The organism is Halomonas qaidamensis (genome assembly GCF_025917315.1).
Taxonomy (GTDB): Bacteria; Pseudomonadota; Gammaproteobacteria; order Pseudomonadales; family Halomonadaceae; genus Vreelandella; species Vreelandella qaidamensis.
The window spans coordinates 985,320-1,007,442 of record NZ_CP080627.1 but is presented as its reverse complement, the minus strand read 5'-3'; the positions used below and the strand labels follow the sequence as shown (position 1 = coordinate 1,007,442).

At 50.5% G+C, this 22,123-nt stretch carries 25 protein-coding genes; 11 read left to right on the top strand and 14 right to left on the bottom strand.

Going from position 1 to position 22,123, the window contains the following annotated elements:
* Positions 1–78: 78 nt before the first annotated feature.
* The gene (locus K1Y77_RS04725; RefSeq protein ID WP_264018613.1) at positions 79–1,557 is read right to left on the bottom strand and encodes a TolC family outer membrane protein; all 1,479 of its coding nucleotides are present in this window, start codon (positions 1,555–1,557) and stop codon (positions 79–81) included.
* Positions 1,558–1,835: 278 nt separating this feature from the next.
* A complete protein-coding gene (locus K1Y77_RS04720) occupies positions 1,836–2,681 on the bottom strand; it encodes a fructosamine kinase family protein (RefSeq protein ID WP_030070111.1) in 846 nt (281 codons plus the stop codon).
* Positions 2,682–2,967: 286 nt separating this feature from the next.
* On the opposite strand from K1Y77_RS04720, the gene K1Y77_RS04715 reads away from it, so the two are divergent.
* Complete coding sequence (locus K1Y77_RS04715) at positions 2,968–3,279, top strand: NGG1p interacting factor NIF3 (protein WP_264018615.1); 312 nt, start codon at positions 2,968–2,970, stop codon at positions 3,277–3,279.
* A 44-nt stretch (positions 3,280–3,323) separates the two neighbouring features.
* On the opposite strand, the gene K1Y77_RS04710 is transcribed toward K1Y77_RS04715, so the two are convergent.
* Positions 3,324–3,881 (bottom strand): NUDIX hydrolase, encoded by a 558-nt coding sequence (locus K1Y77_RS04710; RefSeq protein ID WP_030070109.1) that lies wholly within the window; start codon positions 3,879–3,881, stop codon positions 3,324–3,326.
* 94 nt (positions 3,882–3,975) lie between these two features.
* On the opposite strand from K1Y77_RS04710, the gene K1Y77_RS04705 reads away from it, so the two are divergent.
* From K1Y77_RS04705 to K1Y77_RS04690, 4 genes are read left to right on the top strand one after another with little or no spacing between them, the layout of a single operon-like run.
* Positions 3,976–4,635: a CoA pyrophosphatase gene (locus K1Y77_RS04705; protein WP_264430589.1), complete on the top strand. Its 660-nt coding sequence runs from the start codon at positions 3,976–3,978 to the stop codon at positions 4,633–4,635.
* A complete protein-coding gene (locus K1Y77_RS04700) occupies positions 4,632–5,327 on the top strand; it encodes a 2OG-Fe(II) oxygenase (protein ID WP_264018616.1) in 696 nt (231 codons plus the stop codon). The genes K1Y77_RS04705 and K1Y77_RS04700 overlap by 4 nt, the downstream gene beginning before the upstream one ends.
* A gap of 6 nt (positions 5,328–5,333) precedes the next feature.
* Positions 5,334–6,866: a PAS domain-containing sensor histidine kinase gene (locus tag K1Y77_RS04695; protein WP_264018617.1), complete on the top strand. Its 1,533-nt coding sequence runs from the start codon at positions 5,334–5,336 to the stop codon at positions 6,864–6,866.
* Positions 6,863–7,561 (top strand): response regulator transcription factor, encoded by a 699-nt coding sequence (locus K1Y77_RS04690; RefSeq protein WP_264430585.1) that lies wholly within the window; start codon positions 6,863–6,865, stop codon positions 7,559–7,561. Before K1Y77_RS04695 ends, K1Y77_RS04690 begins: the two co-directional genes overlap by 4 nt.
* On the opposite strand, the gene K1Y77_RS04685 is transcribed toward K1Y77_RS04690, so the two are convergent.
* The gene (locus K1Y77_RS04685) at positions 7,558–8,523 is read right to left on the bottom strand and encodes a L,D-transpeptidase family protein (protein ID WP_264430583.1); all 966 of its coding nucleotides are present in this window, start codon (positions 8,521–8,523) and stop codon (positions 7,558–7,560) included. The genes K1Y77_RS04690 and K1Y77_RS04685 overlap by 4 nt on opposite strands.
* 508 nt (positions 8,524–9,031) lie before the next feature.
* Between K1Y77_RS04685 and K1Y77_RS04680 the strand changes: the two genes are divergently transcribed.
* A complete protein-coding gene (locus K1Y77_RS04680) occupies positions 9,032–9,499 on the top strand; it encodes a PRC-barrel domain-containing protein (RefSeq protein ID WP_030070103.1) in 468 nt (155 codons plus the stop codon).
* A 172-nt stretch (positions 9,500–9,671) separates the two neighbouring features.
* Here K1Y77_RS04680 and K1Y77_RS04675 read toward each other — a convergent pair whose 3' ends face one another.
* The 3 genes from K1Y77_RS04675 to K1Y77_RS04665 all read right to left on the bottom strand — a co-directional run bounded on the left by K1Y77_RS04675 (position 9,672) and on the right by K1Y77_RS04665 (position 11,873).
* Entirely contained in the window at positions 9,672–10,094 is a 423-nt protein-coding gene (locus tag K1Y77_RS04675; protein ID WP_030070101.1) for an OsmC family protein, read from the bottom strand.
* Between the two features lie 126 nt (positions 10,095–10,220).
* Positions 10,221–11,081, bottom strand: a complete 861-nt coding sequence (locus K1Y77_RS04670) for a flagellar motor protein MotB (protein ID WP_030070100.1) — start codon at positions 11,079–11,081, stop codon at positions 10,221–10,223.
* A 3-nt stretch (positions 11,082–11,084) separates the two neighbouring features.
* Complete coding sequence (locus tag K1Y77_RS04665) at positions 11,085–11,873, bottom strand: MotA/TolQ/ExbB proton channel family protein (RefSeq protein ID WP_030070099.1); 789 nt, start codon at positions 11,871–11,873, stop codon at positions 11,085–11,087.
* 262 nt (positions 11,874–12,135) lie between these two features.
* Between K1Y77_RS04665 and K1Y77_RS04660 the strand changes: the two genes are divergently transcribed.
* The gene (locus K1Y77_RS04660) at positions 12,136–13,041 is read left to right on the top strand and encodes a DMT family transporter (protein ID WP_030070098.1); all 906 of its coding nucleotides are present in this window, start codon (positions 12,136–12,138) and stop codon (positions 13,039–13,041) included.
* Here K1Y77_RS04660 and K1Y77_RS04655 read toward each other — a convergent pair.
* From K1Y77_RS04655 to K1Y77_RS04630, 6 genes are all read right to left on the bottom strand, one after another.
* Positions 12,995–13,840 (bottom strand): MOSC domain-containing protein, encoded by an 846-nt coding sequence (locus K1Y77_RS04655; protein WP_264430578.1) that lies wholly within the window; start codon positions 13,838–13,840, stop codon positions 12,995–12,997. The two genes, K1Y77_RS04660 and K1Y77_RS04655, sit on opposite strands and share 47 nt — an antisense overlap.
* Before the next feature lie 105 nt (positions 13,841–13,945).
* Positions 13,946–14,941 (bottom strand): gluconate operon transcriptional repressor GntR, encoded by a 996-nt coding sequence (gene gntR / locus K1Y77_RS04650; protein WP_030070095.1) that lies wholly within the window; start codon positions 14,939–14,941, stop codon positions 13,946–13,948.
* A 122-nt stretch (positions 14,942–15,063) separates the two neighbouring features.
* Positions 15,064–15,588, bottom strand: coding sequence for a gluconokinase (locus tag K1Y77_RS04645; RefSeq protein WP_030070094.1), 525 nt, complete (start codon positions 15,586–15,588; stop codon positions 15,064–15,066).
* Positions 15,589–15,600: 12 nt separating this feature from the next.
* Positions 15,601–16,881, bottom strand: coding sequence for a TRAP transporter large permease (locus K1Y77_RS04640; protein ID WP_009722466.1), 1,281 nt, complete (start codon positions 16,879–16,881; stop codon positions 15,601–15,603).
* Between the two features lie 2 nt (positions 16,882–16,883).
* Positions 16,884–17,510, bottom strand: a complete 627-nt coding sequence (locus tag K1Y77_RS04635; RefSeq protein WP_264430576.1) for a TRAP transporter small permease — start codon at positions 17,508–17,510, stop codon at positions 16,884–16,886.
* A 72-nt stretch (positions 17,511–17,582) separates the two neighbouring features.
* On the bottom strand, positions 17,583–18,656 hold the full coding sequence (locus K1Y77_RS04630; protein WP_030070087.1) for a TRAP transporter substrate-binding protein: 1,074 nt from the start codon (positions 18,654–18,656) through the stop codon (positions 17,583–17,585).
* Between the two features lie 250 nt (positions 18,657–18,906).
* Here K1Y77_RS04630 and K1Y77_RS04625 point away from each other — a divergent pair, with 250 nt between their 5' ends.
* Both K1Y77_RS04625 and K1Y77_RS04620 read left to right on the top strand, forming a co-directional pair.
* Complete coding sequence (locus K1Y77_RS04625; protein WP_030070085.1) at positions 18,907–19,356, top strand: MarR family winged helix-turn-helix transcriptional regulator; 450 nt, start codon at positions 18,907–18,909, stop codon at positions 19,354–19,356.
* A gap of 153 nt (positions 19,357–19,509) precedes the next feature.
* Entirely contained in the window at positions 19,510–19,935 is a 426-nt protein-coding gene (locus K1Y77_RS04620; RefSeq protein WP_030070083.1) for an organic hydroperoxide resistance protein, read from the top strand.
* Here the strand turns inward: K1Y77_RS04620 and K1Y77_RS04615 are convergent.
* On the bottom strand, positions 19,932–20,627 hold the full coding sequence (locus K1Y77_RS04615) for an aspartate/glutamate racemase family protein (protein ID WP_264430574.1): 696 nt from the start codon (positions 20,625–20,627) through the stop codon (positions 19,932–19,934). The two genes, K1Y77_RS04620 and K1Y77_RS04615, sit on opposite strands and share 4 nt — an antisense overlap.
* A 168-nt stretch (positions 20,628–20,795) precedes the next feature.
* Between K1Y77_RS04615 and yghU the strand changes: the two genes are divergently transcribed.
* The gene (gene yghU / locus K1Y77_RS04610; RefSeq protein WP_030070079.1) at positions 20,796–21,659 is read left to right on the top strand and encodes a glutathione-dependent disulfide-bond oxidoreductase; all 864 of its coding nucleotides are present in this window, start codon (positions 20,796–20,798) and stop codon (positions 21,657–21,659) included.
* 125 nt (positions 21,660–21,784) lie between these two features.
* On the top strand, positions 21,785–22,015 hold the full coding sequence (locus K1Y77_RS04605) for a DUF2798 domain-containing protein (RefSeq protein WP_030070077.1): 231 nt from the start codon (positions 21,785–21,787) through the stop codon (positions 22,013–22,015).
* The last annotated feature ends 108 nt before the right edge of the window (positions 22,016–22,123 follow it).

Sequence of the window (22,123 nt, the reverse complement as noted above, 5' to 3'; positions counted from 1 at the left end):
TTCTTCTTTTCAACATTGACGGATAGCAGCACAGCGCTCGATTGATTTAACGTGTTAGAAAACGAACGTTTTGCTAACTTATGCACCTGGCGTGGGCGGCGCGCCAATCTCCATAGCCCGCTGGTAGGTGTCAGGGCTACCACCCTCAGGCAGCGTGAAATTCACCTGATCGCCCGTTAGCCATGCATTGACTTCTTCGATCGCCTCAACGTCCAGCAAACCAGCCTGTTGACGCAATGACAGTAAGTTCACTACGTAGTCGTAGCGTGCCTCTGCGTAGTTAGCAATGGCGTTATAAAGGTTCTGTTCAGCGTTTAGCACATCAACAATATTACGCGTGCCTACTTCATAACCAGCGCGAGTTGCTTCAAGGGCGCTGCGGTTAGAAACGATTGCCTGTTGGCGAGCTTCAACGGTCTCGACATTATTGCTGACTTGAGTATAGAGCGAGCGGACCTGCTGGATAGTAGTACGGCGCTGGGACTCAAAATCGTACTGGCTACTTTCAAGCAGGAAGGTCCCTTGGCGGATACGAGCACTGGTGCTGCCACCCGTATAAATAGGCAAGTTCGCTGAAACGCCCACCTGGCTTGACGTGTCGTAACCACTGACCTGATCTCTATCACTATCTGCGTATTGATAGTTAGCGAACGCCTGCACTGTGGGCATGCGTCCTGCACGCGCAAGCTCAACGCCTACGCGAGAAAGCTCAATGCCTGCCTGCTGGGCCAGCACCTGCGGGTTACGTTCAATGGCTTGCTCTACCCAGTAATTGCGATCCGAAGGCGTTGGCAAGGCAATCGGCATTGCGTCGCCCAAGGCATCAATACTGGCGTAACGCTGCCCTGTTAGCTGTTCAAGCACTTCAAATGCCACCTGAAGATTACTTTCTGCAGCGATACGATCCGCACGAGATTGATCAAAACTCGCCCGCGCTTCTTCAACCTCAGTAATCGCAATGAGACCAACTTCAAACTGCTCTCGCGCTTGTTCAAGCTGGCGACCAATCGCACGCTCTTGGGCTAAGCGCGCCTCTAACACTTCATGGGCACGTAAAATATCGAAATATGCGCTGGCAACGTCAATCAGCAACTGCTGTTCAGTGGCAGCCAAGAGATACACTTGTTGATCAATCTGACGCTCAGCCTGATTCACTTCCTGACGCGCCACTTCGTTAAAGAGCGCTTGCGTCGCTTCAAGGCTTAACGACACCGTGTTGAATCGATCGTCACTGCCTCCCACCCCTGCTGTACCAGCACTCTGTTCGGCTCCCTGCCCTGCACTCCTCGCGAAGGACTGGCTTTCATACTGCTGATTATGAACAACGTTTCCAGAGGCATTTACCTGGGGCAACAATGCTCCACTTGCCACGTCACTTGCCGCTTCAACACTTGAAAACTCAGCACGTGCCGACGCCAAGGCAGCATTATTATTAAGCGCGTCGCGGGTGATATTGATTAGATCTGCCGCGTGAGCTGGCAGCATGAAAGATGATGTAAGGACTGCTAATAGCAGGGGACGAAAAGGGGCATTGACTGCCCAGTGTGCCAGTCGCATGGGATTGCCTCTAGGTGTCAACGTAGGGTGGCGAGTCGGATAGCCATTCTAAAAGATGGCATTATAGTTACATTCATGTATGTATGCTAGGCTTGAACTTAACCTAAATGTGTGGACAGTGTTACTTATAAATAGCCGCACTGCACAAGACTCTCTTTTACCTTAGTTCAAAGCGCACTGAGCTGGCAGTTTTTTAGCACGACCTTTAACAGGCCCAACAGCTGAACCATCAGTGCCACTGTGAACGGTAATCACAAGCTGTTTGAAGTGCTTCCATATTACTCTTCAAAAGCCTCCAGCACTGCCACACAACGTTCAACGGCGCTGCGATAGCCGGAACCAAACATCAACAGATGATTAAGCAACGGATAAAGCTGGAAAAGCGCTTCTCGTCTTGGCCAGTCGATTGGCTTATTGCCGTCCCAGTAAGCATCAAAAAAAGGTGTGCCTGGCGATCCAAATAGAGTCAGCATAGCCACATCAACATCGGGATAATGGCGATAAACAGAAGGGTCGATCAGTGCCGGCCCTCTTGTGGTCGTCAGCACATTGCCCGCCCATAGGTCCCCATGAATAAGGCTGGCAGGCGAATCTGGCAACCATGTTTCTAATTGGCCTGCTTGGTGTTCCACACGGCTGCGCAAGGCCTCATCCAGCAGCCCCTTCTGATAGCAGGCTTGACTAAGAGGCAGTAAACGTCGTTCGCGCTGAAACGCACGACCATCTGACAATGGGGCGTTGGGCTGGGGCGTACGCCCACAGGCATTGTCCTGATGCCAGCCATGGGCATCACCTATCACTCCATGCAACTCACGTAGCTCCTCGCCCAAAGCGATGCTACTCTGGGTGTTTGCAGGTTTGGTATCGAGCGACTCTATCACCAGCCACCCCATTGACTCACCTAGCACCTCAGGGATCACTAATGAAGTGCCCGCCCCCTTGAGCGTGCGAAGCCCTTCGGCTTCACCAAGTAATCGCGCAGGGTTATCGTGTTTGATAACGACTTGCCCCTGGCGAGTCATTAAGGCGTAAACAGCAGCTATGTCACCACCACTGAGTGGCTGAAGCTTATCAGTGGGGATTAATCCCAGCGTATCCAGCAAGTTACTCAGATTGTTATCCATAACGCTCACTCTGAACCGTTGACGTAGCGATCATTCGCTTAGCTTTTTCCTACTCACTTCTAGATGCTTAGTTTTTAGATGCTTAGTTTTTAGATACTTAGTTTTTAGATACTCTATTTCTAACCAACCTGTTTCTAACTATTTTGTTTCTGTAAGCTATTCTTTGTTTGTTTTTATACACTTTGAACGTTACAAGGTCGTACCGCTGCTGGGCAATCCCTCTGGCTAGGTGATCATTCTGAAAGCAGCGTTACCTTGCCTGCGCTAATTTTGGAGCCTGATTACTATGTACAAGCTGGCTTTTTTTGTTCCCGTTGAAGATGCCGAGAGTGTTAAAGAAGCGGTGTTTGAAACAGGCGCTGGGCGAATTGGTGATTACGAGGCCTGCTGTTTTCAAACCCGCGGCATCGGGCAGTTTCGTCCGCTAGAGGGCGCAGAGCCACACCTAGGCAAAGTGGGCACGCTTGAAACTGTTGAAGAGGTAAAGGTGGAGCTTGTCTGCCAAGATGAGCACATTCAGGCCGCCATTGCCGCTTTGAAATTAGCCCACCCCTATGAAGAGGTGGCCTATGATGTTTGGCAATTAGCCGATCTGTAATTCAGCGATGCCCTGCATTAAAAGAGCTTAGGCACTAAAAGAGCTTAGGCACTGCCAAAATAACGCTCCCTGTCTTCAGGGGTAATTGCGCTGATGTGTAGCGGGTAGTGGGCGCTTTTTCGATCTTCATAAAAGTGCTGCAGCGTGCGCTCAATCGTGGGAAAGGCAAGTTCATCCCAGGGGATCTCATGCTCTTCAAAAAGGGCGACCTCTAGGCTTTCAGGGCCTGCGCTAAAACCACCGAGAAGCTCTGCACGGAAAATCATATACACTTGATTGATATGAGGTAGATCAATGAGCGTGTATAACCCTTCCAACTTGACCTCTGCAAAGGCCTCTTCCCAGGTCTCTCTTGCGGCGGCCTGCTGAGTGGTTTCGGCATTTTCCATATAGCCCGCTGGAAGTGTCCAGTACCCTTTACGAGGAGAAATCGCCCGCTTACACAGCAATATTTTATCGCCAATTACCGGCAACGTACCCGCCACAATACGTGGATTTTGATAATGAATAGCGCCACAGGCATCGCATAAATAGCGTGAACGGTCATCGCCTTCAGGAACAGCAAAACGGACTTTTTCACCACACTGACTACAAAAATTCATCGCGTTTTCTCTACGGCTGATGGGGTAAGGCTTTGACGTACTTGACGTCAAACACCGCTGCTGGGTAAAAGAGAACAAAGCAAAGGGAAACCCTATGTTAGAGAAACTGCGCAAACAGCTGCAACAGCACTCTCCTCAACGGCTAGACCACGTTGTAATGCCCGAGGCTGCCGTGCTAATGCCGATTGTTGAGCGACCTTCGCCCACGCTGCTATTTACACGGCGGGCTAGCCATCTCAGCACTCACAGTGGCCAAGTGGCGTTTCCCGGTGGCAAACGCGAGGCCTGTGATGCCGATCTCTACGCCACGGCACTTCGCGAGGCAGAAGAAGAGATTGCGCTAGCGCCCTCCTTTGTACAACCCTTGGGAAGGTTATCAGATGTTATTTCACTACATGGCATCCGCGTCACGCCGTGGGTAGGTATTATTCCGCCAGATTTACCGCTGGTAGCAGACCCCTCAGAACTAGACACTATTTTTGAAGTGCCACTCAGCCATTTTTTAGACGACAGGCGCACCCACACCGATGTGATTACAGTAGACGGGGTTGCCCACTATGTGCCCAGCTACCACGTGGATGGCTACGTGATTTGGGGGCTTTCTGCCATGATGCTGGTAGAACTGCTGGCAGAAGGTTTTGGTATGGCTATTGATCTCTACCAGCGCCCGCCAGGAGCGTTACGTCACTATCCTGAGAGAAGCAGTCGCCTACTCAAAGCAACTCGCATGCCAACGAAGAGAACCATGAAATGATTGCCTCTGCAGCGCCAAACTCCTTACCCAATAGCAATAGTAATAGCCCACCAGCGATCAATCCTATCGCCCATGTTGCGCTGGTGGATGCGCTTGTTGAGCACGGTTGGTACGTGGGTAAAAACGTGATAGACCTCGATCTTTGCCAAGCGCTGCACCGTGAGCTGCACCATATGGCTGAACACGACGTGCTTGCCGAGGCAGGCATTGGTCGTGGCAAAGAACATCTCCTTCGCAAAGATATTCGTGGCGATGCCATTCACTGGTTAGATAGAGAAAGCGAAGCCCAACGCCGCTACCTTGATGCCATGGCAGAACTCCAGCAATCCCTCAATCAGGCGCTTTTCCTGGGGTTATTTGAGTACGAGGCTCACTTTGCCCACTACCCCCCAGGCGCATTTTATCAACGCCATGTCGATAGCTTTCGGGGGCGAGCTAACCGAGTGATTTCAACCGTCGGTTACTTGAACCCTCAGTGGCCATTAGATGGTGGCGGAGAGATGGTCATTTATCACCCTGATGCCCCCTCTCAGGAAGTCGCCCGCGTGGTGCCCGAAGCCGGCACGTTCGCCTGTTTTTTATCCGAAACCATTCCTCACGAGGTAGTGCCAACGCAGCATCCACGTGCCAGTATTGCTGGCTGGTTTAGGCGCAACGCCTCGCTGGGTGGCGTGCTCGACCCGGCGCACTGACACGCGATGAGCACCGTTAACGAAGCCACATTAAGTGCCAGGATCAAAGCGCTAGAAGCACAAAATGCAGCGCTGGAAGAAGAGAAACGTCATTATCAGTGGCTGGCAGAAAGTACCACTGACTTGATATCTCGCCATGCCCGCGACGGTACGTTTTTATATGCCTCTCAAGCAGCGCGCGACTTACTAGGGTACGAGCCAGAAGAACTGATTGGCGTGTCAGCCTATCAGCTGTTTCATCCCGCTGACTTAAGTGATCTATTAAACAAATCACCCCGGGTCTACTATCACGACGGTTTTTATCAGCAAACGTATCGGTTTCGGGCCAAAGCAGGCCACTACATCTGGTTTGAAACTACCAGTCGAACCCGCCGAGACACTGCCACAGGCGAGTTGATTGATATTTTATGTGTGTCGCGGGATGTGAGTCGCCGCGTCCATGCCGAAGCCACCCGAGAGCGTTTAGCGCAAGTGGTCGAATCCACCACTGACTACGTGCTTTTTTTAGGACCTAACCAACATATTTTTAGCGCCAACGAAGCCGCCCGGCGCTGTTTCTCACTCCCACGTGATGCCATGCAAGTTGCCCTGGCAGCGCTCTACCATGCTGACTCGCTGGCTCTTTTAGAGCAAGTCGTCTTCCCAGCCGTTGAACGCTATGGTTCCTGGAGTGGCGAACTAGAAATGCTGAGTGCAAACGGGACAGTGCCGGTACTTAGTGTTGTGCTTACCCATCGCAGCCGCGGGGCAGAACCTGGGCACTTTGCGCTGATTAACCGCGATATTAGCGTGCGTAAAGCGGCCGAATCCCAGGCACGTCGGCACCAAGAACAAATTGCCCATGCCAATCGATTAGCCGCTGCCGGAGAGCTTGCGTCTAATATTGCCCATGAGCTCAATCAGCCCTTAGGGGCCATCGCCAACTATACCAGCGGCGCCCTGCTGAAAGCTAAGCATACGCCCAATCTGCCCGCCAGCGAGCTACAGTTGCCTCTGGCCCGCATTGATGAGCAAGTACAACGCCTTGCCCAGCGACTCCGACATATGCGCAGCTTTGTGCGTAAACGCAGCCACTGCGTCAGGCCCCTGGCACTTGAACATGTTATTAACGCCGCTTTTCAACTGTGCAACTGGCAATATCAACAGGCTTCTATTCAACTTACCCAACAATTACCCCTTGGGTTGCCACGTATTTATGCGGACCCTATTGCCCTTGAGCAAGTTATCGTTAACCTATTACTCAATGCACTCACCGCTAGCCGTGACGTTTCTGGTGCTGACAGAGTCATCGTTGCTGCGCAAAAAAGCGGTAATCGGCAGCTTACCCTTAGCGTTAAAGACCTGGGCCCAGGCGTCGCACCAGCCCATCAAGGGTCAATTTTTGATGCCTTTTTCACCACCCGCGATGAAGGGTTGGGAATGGGCTTAGCGATTAGTCGTTCACTCATGGAAAGCATGGGGGGTGCCCTTACTCTGCGCCCTCAGCAAAGCTCGAAAGGCGCATGCTTTGACATAATACTTCGTACAGAAACAACATGAACGCGCCATCGGTGCATCACCAGGAACCAATGATGACTAGCAGTGTTGAACATAAATCCATCGCCACCATTGCGGTTGTTGATGATGATCAGGCACTGCGTGAATCGCTGGTTTGGCTGCTCGAATCAGTTGGTTTAACCGCTCAAGCATTTCATGATGGCGAGCAATTTCTAGCTAGCCAGCATGATGAATTAGGCGCACTACTGCTTGATGTTCGCATGCCGGGAATGAGTGGACTGCAAGTGCAACAGCAGTTGGTGGATCAAGGCACTACTCTGCCGGTCATTATGATGACGGGGCATGGCGATGTCCCTATGGCGGTGGCTGCACTGAAAAACGGCGCGTTTGATTTTATCGAAAAGCCGTTTAATCACCAGCAGCTGATTGACAGCGTACAGCAAGCATTAGGCAGCGCTCATCAACAGCAACGCGCTAAGCAACAGCTCACCCTGTTGCGAACACGCTACCAATCTCTACGCCCAAAAGAGCAACGCATTGTGATTCACGTGGCAGAAGGAATGACCAGTCGTGAAATTGCCGAGCATATGCAGATTAGCGGCAAAACCGTCGAAGTCTATCGGCTGAGAGCGATGAAGGCCATGCACGCTGCAAATTTAGCAGAGCTCGTTCGACAAGCGGTGGCGCTAGAACTCGTTTCTCCGCTCAGCGCCACTTATTTTGATGGCAAGGCCTAACTAAGCGGAACAAGTTGGCCATTCGCTTTTTCCAGCACATTACGCACTTGTTCGTAATCCATGCTGTGCTCATCACCCTCATGGGCCTCAATTAGGCTAACCACTTCCAATAGCGTCTCCATACCAAAGCTCTGCTCATCCGTGGGCGAAAAAGCTTGTACATAGGCATTACCGTCACTTCCCCAACCCACCTTAACTGGCGTGTCGACAATATTCACCTGTGTGCCAACTGGAACACGCCAGAACACAGATTCAATGTCTTCTGGGTGCATACGAATACATCCCCGACTAGCGCGCATACCAATACCGTCAGGCTGATTAGTGCCGTGGATTAGGTAACCAGGTATATCCAGCAAAATGGCGTATTGCCCTAATGGATTATCCTCACCTGGTGGAACAACCGATGGCGCAGGATCACCGCGTTCCGCGGCTTCTCGGCGAATAGATTCAGGTGGATACCATGCAGGATTTTCTAAACGCATGGTAGTTTTAGTAATGCCTAGCGGCGTATTGAATGCATCGCGGCCGATGCCAATGGGATAGGTTTCTACCCGTGGCTCTTTACCCTCTTCCACTTCTGGATAGTAATAAAGGCGTAGCTCGGCGACATTAATCACAATGCCAGTACGCGGCTCATCCGGCAAAATATATTGGCCGGGGATTGTCACTTCAGTACCCTCGCCAGGAACCCAAATACTGGTATCAGGGTTAGCCATGCGAATTTCTTCATAACCAACGTTATGCTCACGGGCAATATCGAGCAGGGTATCCTCTTTTTTCGCCATAACAGTATACATCTCACCCACCATATTACCCTCATCGGGGAGAGAAAAATGGCCTTTGGGTAACTCACTCTCACTGGCAACAGCACTGGATGCAAACAGCCAAGCGCCGAGGGCTACACTGCTAGCCCACAATTTTTTAACCTGCCGAAGCGTTTGATATCGCGTGATAAGCGTCATGGGATTTCCTTTTTTATATAACCCCAAGGCACTCTCTCCTGTAGGGCAAGGTGGCTAAGAATATGGACAAGGGGTCTCATTGGGTCAACTCGACAGACTGTCGCAGCAATCTAAATGCCTACGACAATCTCAACGACCACTATCATCTCAACGCCCACTATAAGTGCGCGTATCGTTGTATGTGATTTTAACGTTTATCAATAAAACTAACACGTCCTGGTTTAACGCTGACGAGCTTTTGAGTTGATATTAATTAAGAGTTCTTCATTCCCATTGCAATACAGTGCACAGCACCTACCTTTATAAGTGCCTGCATACAGCAATCAGCAATATGCAGGGCTTACTCATCACCAACAGGAATAGTAGCGCCACCCGATAAAAGGAACCTACCGGGTAGAGTTGGTTAGCAAGGAGCATGAAGAGTACCAACTACCTTACCGCTACGATGTTACTTAGGCATTAACAGATTACCTGTTAACACCTTTATAAAAATGCAAGGAGCAAAACGATGAAAACGACGTTTCTCAGCACGCTGATTATTCCTACTTTTATTGCTGTCGCTGGCGTTGCCCAGGCGAGTGATGACAATCAGACTGGTATGGAAGCCTCTTATCTGACCCATGCGCCGGAAGGCACTTTTCACGCAGATTCCCTGACCGGTAATCAAGTAAAAAGTAGCGTTGAAAACGATGAAGACATCGGCACCATCAATGATTTAATCATTGATGAAGATGGGCAAATTAATGCCGTTGTGGTGGGCGTAGGTGGTTTCCTTGGTATGGGCGAAAAAGATATCGCCATTGAGTGGGATTCGCTTGAACTTACCAAAGATGAAGATAACGAAGATTACATTATTACGGTAAATGCATCCGAAGAAGCGCTGCAAGATGCCGAAGAATATGATCGTGATCGTGACAATGACCTTGAAACAGAGCGTGATACAGAGCTAAACAACAGCGAGAATGACGACGAGTAATACTCGTTATTTAAGCATCGTTCGCCAAGGTAATGGACCGCGGTGCTCTAAAGGGCCTTGCTAACAACAAGGCCCTTGTCATGAGCGATGTCCTGAACGCTATATATTTTAAAAAAACCGTAAAAAAGCGCTGCCTACTAGCAGCGCTTTTTGGTGTTATCTGGCGTTCAAATCATCCCTTTAATGTTGCTTCCATGGTTATGTCAGCATTTAATACTTTGGAAACAGGGCAGTTCGCTTTAGCCGTTTCAGCGGCTTCTTGAAAAGCAGCATCATCGGCACCGCTTACGCTGGCAACAACGTCCAAATGAATACTGGAAATATCGAAGCCTTCAGCACTTTGGGAAAGCGTTACGCGAGCATTAGTATCAATAGCCTCAGCGGTAAAGCCTTTCTCTCCAAGAATCATCGAAAGCGCCATTGAAAAACAGCTTGCATGGGCAGCGCCAATTAACTCTTCTGGGTTGGTGCCGGGCGCACCTTCAAAGCGCTGTTTGAACGAATAGCCAGCATCCAATGCTCCACTTTCCGTCGCTACATTACCCTGTCCTTCTTTAAGGCCACCTTCCCAGCGTGCACTTGCTTTACTATCCATTACGTTCTCCTTTCCTTTGATAGTTAGCGTCAACTCGTTTTCAGGCCACATACACTGTGACCATTAACACACTCAGCGTAGCTGATTCTATCACTGATGCCGAATTCAGCCCTTAGCCAGACTGAATTAAGGGGCAGGCTGTATGGCAGCCACGTCGCTTAAGCTGCTTTCCATTGAGCGAATTGAGCGTTCTTCCCGCTCTTCAATCGGGTCATTAATATCAATTTTTAGCTCAACACGACGATTAACTGCGCGTCCCTCAGGCGTCAGATTTGACGCAAGAGGCTTCGTATCAGCAAAGCCTTGTATCATCAACCGCTCAGCAGAAAGTGTTTCAGTAGATACGAGTATGTTGGCAACGGAAGATGCACGCAGAGCAGCTAGATCCCAATTGCTTCGAAAACGAGAAGTGCTAATTGGCACGTTGTCCGTATGTCCCTCAATCGAAATCGTTCCAGTGACGGCAGCTAATACCGTTGCCAGCTCCTCTAACAGTTCAGCAAACGCAGGCGTAACCTCAGCATTACCTGACCCGAAGGTGCCCTGCTCAGCAATTCTGACCACCACACGAAATCTATCAACTTCTATATCGGTGACACCTTCTAACGACGATGTTTTCAATAGCTCTTCCAAGCTAGCGGCTAACTGTAGAGTACGTTGCTGTCGCTGCGCCTCAAGCATACTGCGCATAGACTCCAGCTGCGGCTGCTGTTGGGTAGTCCGCTGACGTACTTCATCTAGTAAGGTACGGTCCGGTACAGCGGGAGAGAACTGTTGAAACACCGCGCTAGTACCCATGGGTATCTGCGTTGCCTCCACTTCGCGCTGTACGCCAAAGGCTTTTGATAACTCTTCGGCAACACGACGAAATTTTTCAGCATCGATTTCTGCAAACGACAATAGCAACACAAAGAAGCATAACAACAGCGACATTAAATCCGCGTATGTCACCATCCATGCAGGAATGTTTGTCTTCTTTTGAGCCATGGACTACGTTCGCTCAGCAGCAGCGTTGGTATCGTTCGAGCTTTTCACACTGCGATGCTCAGGTGGTAGATAAATAGTCAGCATTTGTTCAAGTACACGCGGATTCTTATCGTTTTTGATAGCAATCAGAGCGTCAATCCATAGCTGCTGCATTTTTGCTTCCTGCTTCATCCGCACCCATAGTTTCTCGGCAATAGGATTGGCAATCATCGTTGCAATCATGGCGCCGTATAGTGTGGTTAATAAGGCAACGGCCATGGCAGGTCCGATCAACGAGGGATCGCCCATATTGGAAAGCATTTGTACCAAGCCAACCAGTGTGCCAATCATCCCCATTGCAGGCGACACTTCTCCTAACGCTGAAAACACTTGGCCGCCAGCCTCATTACGTTCCAAGGTGAGCAAGCGCTCCTTTTCGGTCATGTCCTTAATCATTTCGGCGCTATAGCCGTCGGCTAGCATTTGTAGGCCTTTCTTGAGAAACGGGGAATTTACCTCTTTGTTTTCCAAGGCAATCATACCCTCGCGTCGGGCTACTTTTGCCAGTTCAACGAGCTCTTCAATACTATCTTTAACGCTAGGTAGCTGAAATTTAAATGCCCGCGCCGCCGCTTTGAAGGCAAATTTAAATTGGGTAATACTAAACTTTGCCAGCACCACAAACAGGCTTCCCCCAACTACCAGCAGCAGCCCAGTGGGGTTCATAAACACCTCTGGAGAGGTGCCCAGGATTACAGAGGCCCCCACTAAAACAGCAGCCCCTACCAAACCTATTAGCGTCGCGAGATCCACGGCCTTTCCTCAAGAATGTAAATAAATGCTAACGTACAATTTGCCGAGACAGTAGAGTTTCATTGCATTAGCGTCAACGTCAAATCTATAACATTACAAAGATTGACAATTTCTCACTCTGCTTTTTTAGCAAAAACTGGTATGCAAGTAGCCGTTTACATTCGCTTTCTTAAAAATTCTCGCTAAGCTAAGCGCTTCAGTTTCATTCTCTCTGTCATGCCCATTACTACAAAAACTGTCACTGCCCATTTAAGGACACTTCATGTCGTTGGCCGATGCACTGCGTTTGCTGCTACTTTCTTCCCTATGGGGGCTATCGTTCATATTTATGCGCGTGGCTGCACCGGAATTTGGGCCTATTCCACTCGTATTAATAAGAATGGGAGTGGGCGCATTACTCTTAGTGCCGCTACTGCTAAGCCTTCGCTATCTAACGCTTATTTGGCAGCATAAAGGATCGTTATTGATACTTGGCATCGTTAATCATGTGCTGCCTTTCTCGTTGCTAGCGTTAGCCACCACTCGCCTAGAAGCAGGGTTCACCTCTCTTATTAACGCCACTACACCAATTTTTACCGCGTTATTAGGCGCTGCCTTTTTTGCCACCCCCATCCAACGCCAACAATATCTAGGGCTAGCCCTGGCACTGCTTGGTGTCTATGTGTTGTCGGCTAATCGGCTAGATTTCACTCTAGGGGGCGACGGCTGGTTTATTGTTGCCGTACTGGGTGCGACGTTCTGTTATGGAATTGCCGGTAACTACTCGAAAACCCGCTTGAGTCATCTCCCCAGCCGAGTATTAGCGGCTGGCAGCAGCGCAATGTCAGCATTGGTGTTATTAATACCCGGTCTGCTGCTCTGGCCTAGCGAGCCTGTCAGCATGCTCGCCTGGGGCAACGCACTGGCGCTGGCGATGCTAAGCACCACACTAGCGTTCCTGCTTTACTTCGGGCTATTAGCCAGCGCAGGCGCTACCGCTACGTCAACCGTTACCTTTTTGATTCCTGTTAGCGCGCTGCTGTGGGGGTACTTGCTGCTTAATGAAACGCTTAGCCTTCAAGTGGTGACTGGCATGGTCATTACCCTAGCAGGCACCGCCATTGCTACCCGACTATTAAGGTTTAGGTCTCGCGGTGTGTTGACACCACCTCGTCCCCCACACGAATAGTACCCTCTTGCCCTGCGGTTAACGTGGCGTTTTGGCCAAAATGCGCGCCTTTAAGGTGAGGCTGAGTATTCAGAGAAAGCAGTGTTTTCAGTGGTTCTGCCTGCACCGGTACGGTACCGGTTTGCTGGTCAACCGTGGTAACTTTGCAGCGCTGACAGGGTTTGCGTAGCGTCAGCTCATAGCTACCTTGACTTGCGAGTGTGGCCCACTGGTCTTCCGCCCAAGCATCATCACAATCAATTACAATATTCGGCCGAAAACGATTCATCGGCACAGGGGATTGTCCACTGGCAACCAGCGCTTGATTCAAGGCGTCCAGAGAGCCGGTGGTGGTTATCAGGAAAGGGTAACCATCAGAAAAGTAAGTATGGGCCTCGCCTCCCGCCAGAAAATCCTCTTCAACAGCACGGGTAAATTCAGTAGCGAAGCGCACCAAGCTGATGCCTTGCGCTTGCTCACCTAACGCCGCCATCAGCCAGTGCGATACGTCTTCGCTTTCTGGCAGTGCTTTACAGTGGTCGTTCCACACTTTCACAAGCCGTAAATTACCCTGGGGGTCTTCAAGGGGAATCGCAATCGGTTCTACCTTAGGGTGAGAGAGCACCAGTGCTTGATCGGTTAATTCAACCGCGATGGTGGCAAGCTCTGGTAGCTGGCGCTGGGTGACAAAACGCTGCTGAGCATCCACTAACATCCACCGGCGATCCCAGGCCAACCCATGGCCATGGAGTTTACTTTGAGCAACATTAATTCCCTTCAGAGATTTAACCGGATAGACGGTGAGCTGGGTAATTTTCATGGCAGTTTCGCACTCAATATGGCTTTTCTTTTGATGGATTTTTCATGGCCAAGCTTTAACCACTAGCCTATCCAGTTTGCCAGTTCGCCGCTAGCGACTCAGCGACTAAAGCGTTTTACCCACCTCAATCCGATACCCCAAGTCCATCACTTGGTGTTCAACTGATTCGCCACGAATACGTGACAGTAGCGTTTTCGCAGCCGCTTCACCAATAGCTTGCCGAGGGGTAATAACGCTGGCAAGACGCGGTGTCATTGCTTGACCAACATCGTGACCATGAAACCCGGCAATTGCCATCTGTTCGGGGACCTTAACGCCATGGCGTAAACACTCAAAGTAAGCGCCCACCGCAACATCGTCGTTGGTGCAGAAAATACTGTCAGCGCTGGGATGATCACGCTGAATTTCCTGCATGAGTGCTGCCCCGACACTATAGGAAGAGCGCTGACTGCTCTGTAGCGTTATCGGCGTTAACCCCTGCTCCTCCATGGCTTGGCGGTAACCTTGTTCACGCTGGCGTGTCCGCTCATCTAGACGCACAGCCAGATAAATCACCTGGCGTCTGCCACGGCGAATCATCTCACTCACCATCTCGTAAGCGGCCTGCACGTTATCGTAACCTACCGCTTGCTGCAGTGGCGGGCGACGGGTATCCATAATTTCCACAATAGGAATACCCGCTGTCTCCAACATCCGCAGGCTACGCGGCGTGTGATCGCGATCAGATAAGATAACGCCATCCACATTGTAAGAGAGTAACGAAGCCAAGCTGCGCTCTTCCAGCTCAGGGCTGTAACCATAGTGAGAAAGCATCAGGTGATAGCCTGCGGGTTCGGTGTACGCTTCGATACCCACAATGACATCGGCAAATACTTGGTTGGTTAGCGATGGAACTAACACGCCAATAGAGTGGCTAGTAGCCCGAGAAAGCAGATCTGGTGCCCGGTTGGGAATATAGCCAAGCTGTTCAGCAACGTTGAAAATACGTTCGCGAAGCCCTTCCGATACCGTATCAGGAGCCCGCAAACAGCGGCTGACGGTCATTTTTGTCGCGTCAACGCGATCAGCAATATCTTGTAATGTCGGGCGTTTTTTCTTCAATGGCGTCACTACTTGTTCTGTTAAACACGTAAGTCTGTTAACTCTCTCTTAACGACACGGCTTTCTTAACGGCACAGAGGCCACACCATAGCGAATAGTGCGGCCCCATCCTAATCTTAAGCCTAATGAACGCGTGTTTGGGGCGCTAGCATTACCGTAAAGTGCTCGACAATCTCGCGAGGCGATAGCGCAATGGAGACGGATACCGCTTCATCACTGCTTGGCGGCTCTAAATCGGCAAGCTGACTCGCCAGCATATTATCACCTTTAAAGAAGTGCCCCGGCCTGGTTTCTAAGCGTTGACGAAGAAGTGCATGGCTGCCCTCTAGATACAAAACACTCAGCGCAGGGTCACCTTCGCGCAGCCGGTCACGATAGCGTTTTTTAAGGCCTGAACAGGCGATGACCACAGATTCATTACGCGCTTTATACGCGGCGAACAAGTCAGCAAGCGTTGCCAACCAGTCACGACGATCATCGTCATTAAGCGGCGTGCCGCTGGCCATTTTAGCCACATTCGCCGGTGAATGATGGTCGTCACCGTCAATGAATGTTGCGCCCAGTTCTGCTGCTAACTGTTGTCCGATATGAGACTTCCCTGATCCAGAAACGCCCATGACAAGAATACGATGTGATGGCTTATTCACTCGATACTCCTATCAATTGCCGCGCACGGCGGTGAGATCAGGCAGCCAAGTAACGATGCCAGGGAACGCAATTAGCACTACCAGAACAACGATCAAGGCGGCGTAGTAAGGCAGCATGGCTTTTACCAGAGATTCCATAGACACCTTGCCGACACCACACCCAACGTACAGACAGGTGCCCACCGGCGGAGTTAACAGCCCAATGCCTAAAATAAAGGCCATTAGAACACCAAAATAAGCGGCATCGACGCCTACTGATGTCACGATTGGCGCAAGCATTGGTGCCATAATCACCATGGCTGGTGTTAGGTCCATTACAAACCCCACCAACAGCAGTAGCCCCGCTACAATCAGCAGCAGCAAAAACGGCTCCTGGGTAATCGCCTGTACTTGGCGCACTAAGGTTTGCGGCACCATATTAATGGTTAGAAACCAAGCAATTACGGTGGCAAATGCCAATAACATCATCACCATGCCAGTGAGCCTTGCGGTGCGAATTAACATTCCACCTAACTCACTGAGCTTAAATTCACGGTATACCAGCAGAGAAATAGCCAGCGAGTAGAGCAGCGCTGCAACGGCAGCTTCGGTGGCAGTAAACACGCCGCCAATAATACCGCCAATCACGATCACCGGTAGCACCAGCGCTAACCAGGCATCTTTAAAGGCTTTCCATAACCGATCCCAGCGGAATTGGCGCACGCCGCCACCCTGCTTGCTCGCCAGAATAAAGGTGGTCACCATTAGCGCGGCACCAATTAACAGGCCAGGCACAATCCCCGCGATAAATAGGCGACTGATCGACGTCTCGGTCACAATGCCATATAAAATAAGCGGTATAGATGGCGGAATAATAATGCCGATCACCGATGACACGGTGTTAATCGCCGTGGCATTTGCGGCGGTGTAACCTTGCTGTTTCATCGAGGGGATCATCATCGCGCCGGTCGCTGCGGTATCCGCAACCGCCGAGCCGCTAATTCCGCCAAAAAACATCGAACCGGTAATGGCTACCTGGCCAAGCCCGCCGCGCATAAAGCCCACCAACGCGCCAGCAAGCTCCATCAAGCGTCGTGCAATGCCCCCGTTGCTCATCACTTCGCCGACAAGAATAAAGAACGGAATCGCCAGCAGCGGAAAGCTATTCACACCACGAATTGACTGCTCAATCATAATCGATAGTGGGATATCAGAGAGCACCGCCATGACTAAGGCTGCTACCCCTAGGCCAAATGCAATCGGCAAACCAATCACAATAGATGCCAATAAGATGGCTAGAAAAATCCACAGCATGATCAACGCTCCCCTGGTAAGTCAGCCGATTGGCGATGTGGTTGACGGATAACCCCCACGCTGACCCACATACGCCAGAGCGATACCGCCGCGATAAAAATGACGCACAACACCAACGACAGGCTTACCAAACTTAACGGCACCCCCATGATGGCGGAGCGACCGCTTGAGCGCGTGAGCACCTGATAACCGCCCCAAATCATCACCAGCATGAGCCCAGCAATAATTAGGTGTTGTAAGAAATAGAGCATGTGCGCGACACGCAACGGTAAACGCCTCACCAGCGCATCGACAGCAATATGCTCATAGCGAGCAAACGCCGCCGCGGCACCGATAAAGACCAGCCAAATAAACAGCATGCGCGCCAATTCATCGACCCAAGGCAGTGAATGATTGAACACAGAGCGGCCGACGACATTACTGGAAACTGCGACAATCAGCGCCGCTAAAATAGCGCCAATCAAATACTCCATCGCAAGGGTTAACCAGCGGAACAGCACAGGCCCCTGGCGAGTCTCAGTATCAAGCTCAAGTAGTTTGCGATTAGGATCATTCAAATAAACCGACGGGTCTTCCAACACTGGCGCTTTCGAGGTCACCGCGTTTGGGGGAGTAGAGGAGGTAGTCATAAAAACTCCGAGGGGCACTGACAAGTCGGGCAGGCGTGTGTGCCTGCCCGATGGAGCGCTATACGTTGCAGATTAGTTGCTGCTGTCTTCCACGATTTGCTGGATTTCAGCAATCAAGTCTTCACCGATGCGCGGTGCCCACTCTTCATAAACAGGCTGCACGGCGTCTTGAAAAGCGGCTAACTGCTCATCATCTAAGCGGGTAATTTGCATACCGCGTGCTTCTAACTGATCACGCGACCAATCGTCATACTCGGCAGAAAGCTGGATTTCGTACTCAGCCGATTGGCGAGCGGCTTCCTGCACCAGTGCTTGATACTCAGGCGCCATGCGGTCCCAGGTGCGTTCGGAAAGCATCATGATAAATGGCGTATAAACGTGGCGGGTTTCGGTGCCGTAATCCTGCACTTCGTTGAAGTTAGAAGTCAGGATGGTGCTCCATGGGTTTTCCTGGCCATCTACCACGCCTTGCTCAAGCGCCGAAAATAGCTCGCCGAAGGCCATTGGTGTTGGGTTGGCACCTAACGCTTCCCAAATTGCCAAGTGAACCGGATTCTGCATGGTACGTACGCTTAAGCCGCGAACATCCAAGCCAGCCACATCTTCAGGTGATTCAACGGGCCGCGCGCTGTTAGATAGCTGGCGGTAGCCGTTTTCAGAGAACGTTAGCGCCTTCAAGCCTGTGCCTTCAAACGCATCTAGCATTTCCTGCGCCACATCACTTTGCATAACAGCGATCGCTGCTTCACGGCTCGGTAGCAAGAAAGGAAGGTCAAACGCAGAGAGCGCTTCAACGTATCCAGTCGTTGCCGAGCTTGAAGGGTAGGTCATATCCAGCGTACCGGTTTGCAGCATTTCCATCATTTGGACATCGTCGCCCAACTGACTGTTGGGGAAAACATTAACTGTAATACGGCCATCGGTGCGCTGCTCAAGAATTTCACCGAAGTACTGGCTAGAGAGAAACTGCGGCGATGTTTCGGATAGGCCGATGCCCATACGCAGGGTGTGGCTTCCGTGGTCAGCCACGACGTCGCCTTCAATGGCGGGCGGGTCAGAAAGTTCTGGGCTTTGAGCGTGTGCCATGCCGAAAGTCAGGGTGGTCGCACCGACCAGAGTAAGCGTGCTGCGCCAGATTGTTGTCATGACGTTATCTCCAAAAGAGTCGTTGTTGTTGGTTGGCTATTTACTGTAAGGCTATCGAATCGATATCGGCCATCAGGCTTGTGATTTGTGTTCCAATAAATTGTTACCGGTAACATTCGATAGGTGAAGGCTAGCTATCGCAGCACGTGGTGTCAAAACAAAACGTCTAACTTACGACCAACGTCTAGGGATGGCCTCACATTGCCTCGCACGCTACATTACACGTTATGCATCTTGTTCTGGAGTCGACATGCCAGCGTTAGCCCCTTGTAGCGAATTAGAGCTAGATCACCAGCTCTGCTTTGCGCTCTATTCAACATCGCTGATGATGACCAAAGTGTATAAACCTCTGCTCAAAGAGCTAGGACTCACTTACCCGCAATACCTCGCCATGCTGGTACTCTGGCAAGAAGATGGCCTTACAGTAGGCGCCCTAAGCAAGCGCTTACTAACAGATCCTGGCTCGTTAACGCCGCTACTAAAACGGCTTGAAAGTGATCAGCTACTTATCCGGCAACGTAGCCTTCACGATGAACGTGTCGTTGAATTATTTCTGACAGATAAAGGCCGCTCGCTTCGTGAACAGGCGCGCCACATTCCCAGCTGCGTCGTCAACGCCAGCGAAAAATCAGTAGAAACCCTCAACCAGTTAAAAGAGGATTTAGTTCAACTGCGCGAAAGCTTACAAAAGGTCAAGTAACCCGCTGAACCTAGCAAACCACTACTTGTTTACCACTGCCTGTTTACCACTGCCTGTTTTAAGGCTATTTACTTGCGCACAAAATAAAGCTGCACTAAATTAAAACACCAAGCACAAGCTTGGCCCATAACAACCACTTATAGGAAATGATTTATGTCTATTGAAACTGTTGCTTACCGCGCACACGCCCACGCTACTGGTGGCCGTGAGGGTCACGCTAAATCCTCTGACGGCGCACTAGATGTGACGCTCAGCACACCTAAAGAGCTTGGTGGCGCAGGTGGCGAAGGCACTAATCCCGAACAGCTGTTTGCTGCAGGCTACTCTGCTTGCTTCCTAGGCGCACTTAAGCACGTCGCCAGCCAGGAAAAAGTCAAACTTCCCGACGATACCCAGATTGATGGCAGTGTAGGTATCGGCGCTATTCCTACTGGTTTCGGCATTGAAGTTGAACTAAAAATTAGCTTGCCTGGTTTGGAAAAAGACGTTGCCCAAACACTCGTCGACAAAGCCCATATTGTTTGCCCCTACTCCAACGCTACCCGCGGAAATATCGATGTCACACTGACGCTGGTTTAATTACCTAGCGCCCACTCCACCGCTTTGCTTGCGTGCAGAGCGGTGGTGTCATAAAGGGGTATTTGGGTGTGATGTTGCTCAACCAACAGCGCTATCTCTGTACAACCGAGTATCACCGCCTGTGCGCCCTGCTGATGTAGCGACGTGATAATATCTAGATAACGCGCACGCGATGCGTCGTGAATTAGGCCATGGCAAAGCTCATCGAAAATGATCTGGTGCACCTCGGCACGTTCTTGTTCGTTAGGGATAACGACATCAATCCCAAAGCGCTCTTTTAGGCGTGCCTTGTAAAACGCTTGCTCCATCGTAAAACGGGTGCCTATTAACCCAACCCGAGTTACGCCATCACGCTGACATTTTTCCCCGGTAGCATCGGCAATATGTAAAAAAGGAATCTGAATAGCGGACTCAATCGCAGGCGCGACGTTGTGCATGGTATTGGTAGCCAACAGTAAACATTCTGCCCCAGCTTTTTCAATGCGTTTGGAAGCGCTTGCGAGTAACTGGCCAGCAGTTTGCCAATCGCCCTGTTGTTGCAGCGTTTCTATTTCAGCAAAATCAACACTTATCATCACAATCTGCGCTGAGTGAAAACCGCCAAGAGCCTTATTAATCCCTTGGTTTAGCGCCTGATAATAGCTTTGGGTCGACTCCCAACTCATACCGCCTAATATGCCAATAGTCCGCATAAAACTTCTCCATGGTAACTAACTATTTATTATCAGGCTAATAACCCGCTATCCTTTTAGCAGCGTTATACAGCCCGCATAAAGACTGACCATAACGATTAGGCAGGTACACAACATCGGGTGAGTCGCTGCACCGCCCCTTTTTACTTGATTAAGATAGAGGAAAACATGAGCGACAACACAACCTATACCCCACCGCGCGTTTGGAAATGGGAAGCTGGTAACGGCGGAGAGTTTGCTAACATCAATCGCCCCATTGCTGGTGCGACCCACGAGAAAGTACTGCCCGTGGGTAAGCATCCGCTGCAGCTGTACTCTCTTGCAACCCCAAACGGCGTAAAAGTCACCGTAATGCTCGAAGAGCTGCTAGAACAGGGCATTAAACAAGCGGAATACGACGCTCACCTGATACGAATAGGCGAAGGTGATCAGTTTGGCAGCGGCTTTGTTGAGGTTAACCCCAACTCTAAGATTCCAGCGCTAATGGATCACAGCACCACCCCGCCCCAGCGGGTTTTTGAGTCAGGTGCGATTCTGCTTTACCTGGCCGAGAAATTTGGCGCGTTCTTACCCAACGACCCGGCTAAGCGCACCGAGTGCCTATCCTGGTTATTTTGGCAAATGGGCAGCGCGCCTATGCTTGGCGGCGGCTTTGGTCACTTTTATGCTTACGCACCTGAAAAATACCAGTACCCGATTGATCGCTATACCATGGAAGTGAAACGTCAGCTGGATGTACTGGATCGCCACTTAGCGGATAACCGCTTTATGGCAGGTGATGAGTACACCATCGCAGATATGGCGATTCATCCATGGTATGGAGCACTGGTCAAAAACCGCGTGTATGAAGCAGCTGAGTTTTTAGAAGCCCATACCTATCAGAACGTTTTACGCTGGACAGAGGAGATTGACGCACGCCCTGCCGTTCAACGTGGACGGATGGTTAATCGCACCTGGGGAGAGCCTAGCGAACAGCTCCACGAACGCCACAATGCCAGTGATTTTGATCACAAGACCGAAGACAAGCGTTAAGTCCGCAAGCAGTATGTTAATCGATGCTTCTGCATCAGTTAGCGATTGCCAAGGAGGGCGATGTGTCTGAGTTTCACTATCAACCTTTAATTCATCATTAATAGAGCCGTTGTCAGAGGCAGTCCATGTTTGATCCAAAATACGCCCAGCTAATATTTTCTTTCTTAATGGCACTGTTTATGTCGTGCATTATGTCGCTGGTGATTACGCTCTACAATGTCGGCTTTATTGATGGCATTGTCTTTATTTGGCTGAAGGCGTGGCTATTTGCTTTTGTAGTAGCCCTCCCAGTCATTAACCTAGTCTCTCCTGTTGTGCGACGATTGGTTAAAGTACTTATTAAGCCTCCACACTAACCGTTTATATCAAACTAACAGACTAAGAACTTAGCCTAAGAACTTAGCCCAAGAACTTAGCTTAAGCAGCACCAATAACACCGGGCCTGTTTTGCAGGCCCGGTGTCA

What these genes read in the sequence shown, in the direction of transcription:
- K1Y77_RS04725 (WP_264018613.1), bottom strand. Translation starts at nt 1,557, where the DNA reads ATGCGACTGGCACACTGGGCAGTCAATGCCCCTTTTCGTCCCCTGCTA.
- K1Y77_RS04720 (WP_030070111.1), bottom strand. Translation starts at nt 2,681, where the DNA reads ATGGATAACAATCTGAGTAACTTGCTGGATACGCTGGGATTAATCCCC.
- K1Y77_RS04715 (WP_264018615.1), top strand. Translation starts at nt 2,968, where the DNA reads ATGTACAAGCTGGCTTTTTTTGTTCCCGTTGAAGATGCCGAGAGTGTT.
- K1Y77_RS04710 (WP_030070109.1), bottom strand. Translation starts at nt 3,881, where the DNA reads ATGAATTTTTGTAGTCAGTGTGGTGAAAAAGTCCGTTTTGCTGTTCCT.
- K1Y77_RS04705 (WP_264430589.1), top strand. Translation starts at nt 3,976, where the DNA reads ATGTTAGAGAAACTGCGCAAACAGCTGCAACAGCACTCTCCTCAACGG.
- K1Y77_RS04700 (WP_264018616.1), top strand. Translation starts at nt 4,632, where the DNA reads ATGATTGCCTCTGCAGCGCCAAACTCCTTACCCAATAGCAATAGTAAT.
- K1Y77_RS04695 (WP_264018617.1), top strand. Translation starts at nt 5,334, where the DNA reads ATGAGCACCGTTAACGAAGCCACATTAAGTGCCAGGATCAAAGCGCTA.
- K1Y77_RS04690 (WP_264430585.1), top strand. Translation starts at nt 6,863, where the DNA reads ATGAACGCGCCATCGGTGCATCACCAGGAACCAATGATGACTAGCAGT.
- K1Y77_RS04685 (WP_264430583.1), bottom strand. Translation starts at nt 8,523, where the DNA reads ATGACGCTTATCACGCGATATCAAACGCTTCGGCAGGTTAAAAAATTG.
- K1Y77_RS04680 (WP_030070103.1), top strand. Translation starts at nt 9,032, where the DNA reads ATGAAAACGACGTTTCTCAGCACGCTGATTATTCCTACTTTTATTGCT.
- K1Y77_RS04675 (WP_030070101.1), bottom strand. Translation starts at nt 10,094, where the DNA reads ATGGATAGTAAAGCAAGTGCACGCTGGGAAGGTGGCCTTAAAGAAGGA.
- K1Y77_RS04670 (WP_030070100.1), bottom strand. Translation starts at nt 11,081, where the DNA reads ATGGCTCAAAAGAAGACAAACATTCCTGCATGGATGGTGACATACGCG.
- K1Y77_RS04660 (WP_030070098.1), top strand. Translation starts at nt 12,136, where the DNA reads ATGTCGTTGGCCGATGCACTGCGTTTGCTGCTACTTTCTTCCCTATGG.
- K1Y77_RS04655 (WP_264430578.1), bottom strand. Translation starts at nt 13,840, where the DNA reads ATGAAAATTACCCAGCTCACCGTCTATCCGGTTAAATCTCTGAAGGGA.
- K1Y77_RS04640 (WP_009722466.1), bottom strand. Translation starts at nt 16,881, where the DNA reads ATGCTGTGGATTTTTCTAGCCATCTTATTGGCATCTATTGTGATTGGT.
- K1Y77_RS04635 (WP_264430576.1), bottom strand. Translation starts at nt 17,510, where the DNA reads ATGACTACCTCCTCTACTCCCCCAAACGCGGTGACCTCGAAAGCGCCA.
- K1Y77_RS04630 (WP_030070087.1), bottom strand. Translation starts at nt 18,656, where the DNA reads ATGACAACAATCTGGCGCAGCACGCTTACTCTGGTCGGTGCGACCACC.
- K1Y77_RS04625 (WP_030070085.1), top strand. Translation starts at nt 18,907, where the DNA reads ATGCCAGCGTTAGCCCCTTGTAGCGAATTAGAGCTAGATCACCAGCTC.
- K1Y77_RS04620 (WP_030070083.1), top strand. Translation starts at nt 19,510, where the DNA reads ATGTCTATTGAAACTGTTGCTTACCGCGCACACGCCCACGCTACTGGT.
- K1Y77_RS04615 (WP_264430574.1), bottom strand. Translation starts at nt 20,627, where the DNA reads ATGCGGACTATTGGCATATTAGGCGGTATGAGTTGGGAGTCGACCCAA.
- yghU (WP_030070079.1), top strand. Translation starts at nt 20,796, where the DNA reads ATGAGCGACAACACAACCTATACCCCACCGCGCGTTTGGAAATGGGAA.
- K1Y77_RS04605 (WP_030070077.1), top strand. Translation starts at nt 21,785, where the DNA reads ATGTTTGATCCAAAATACGCCCAGCTAATATTTTCTTTCTTAATGGCA.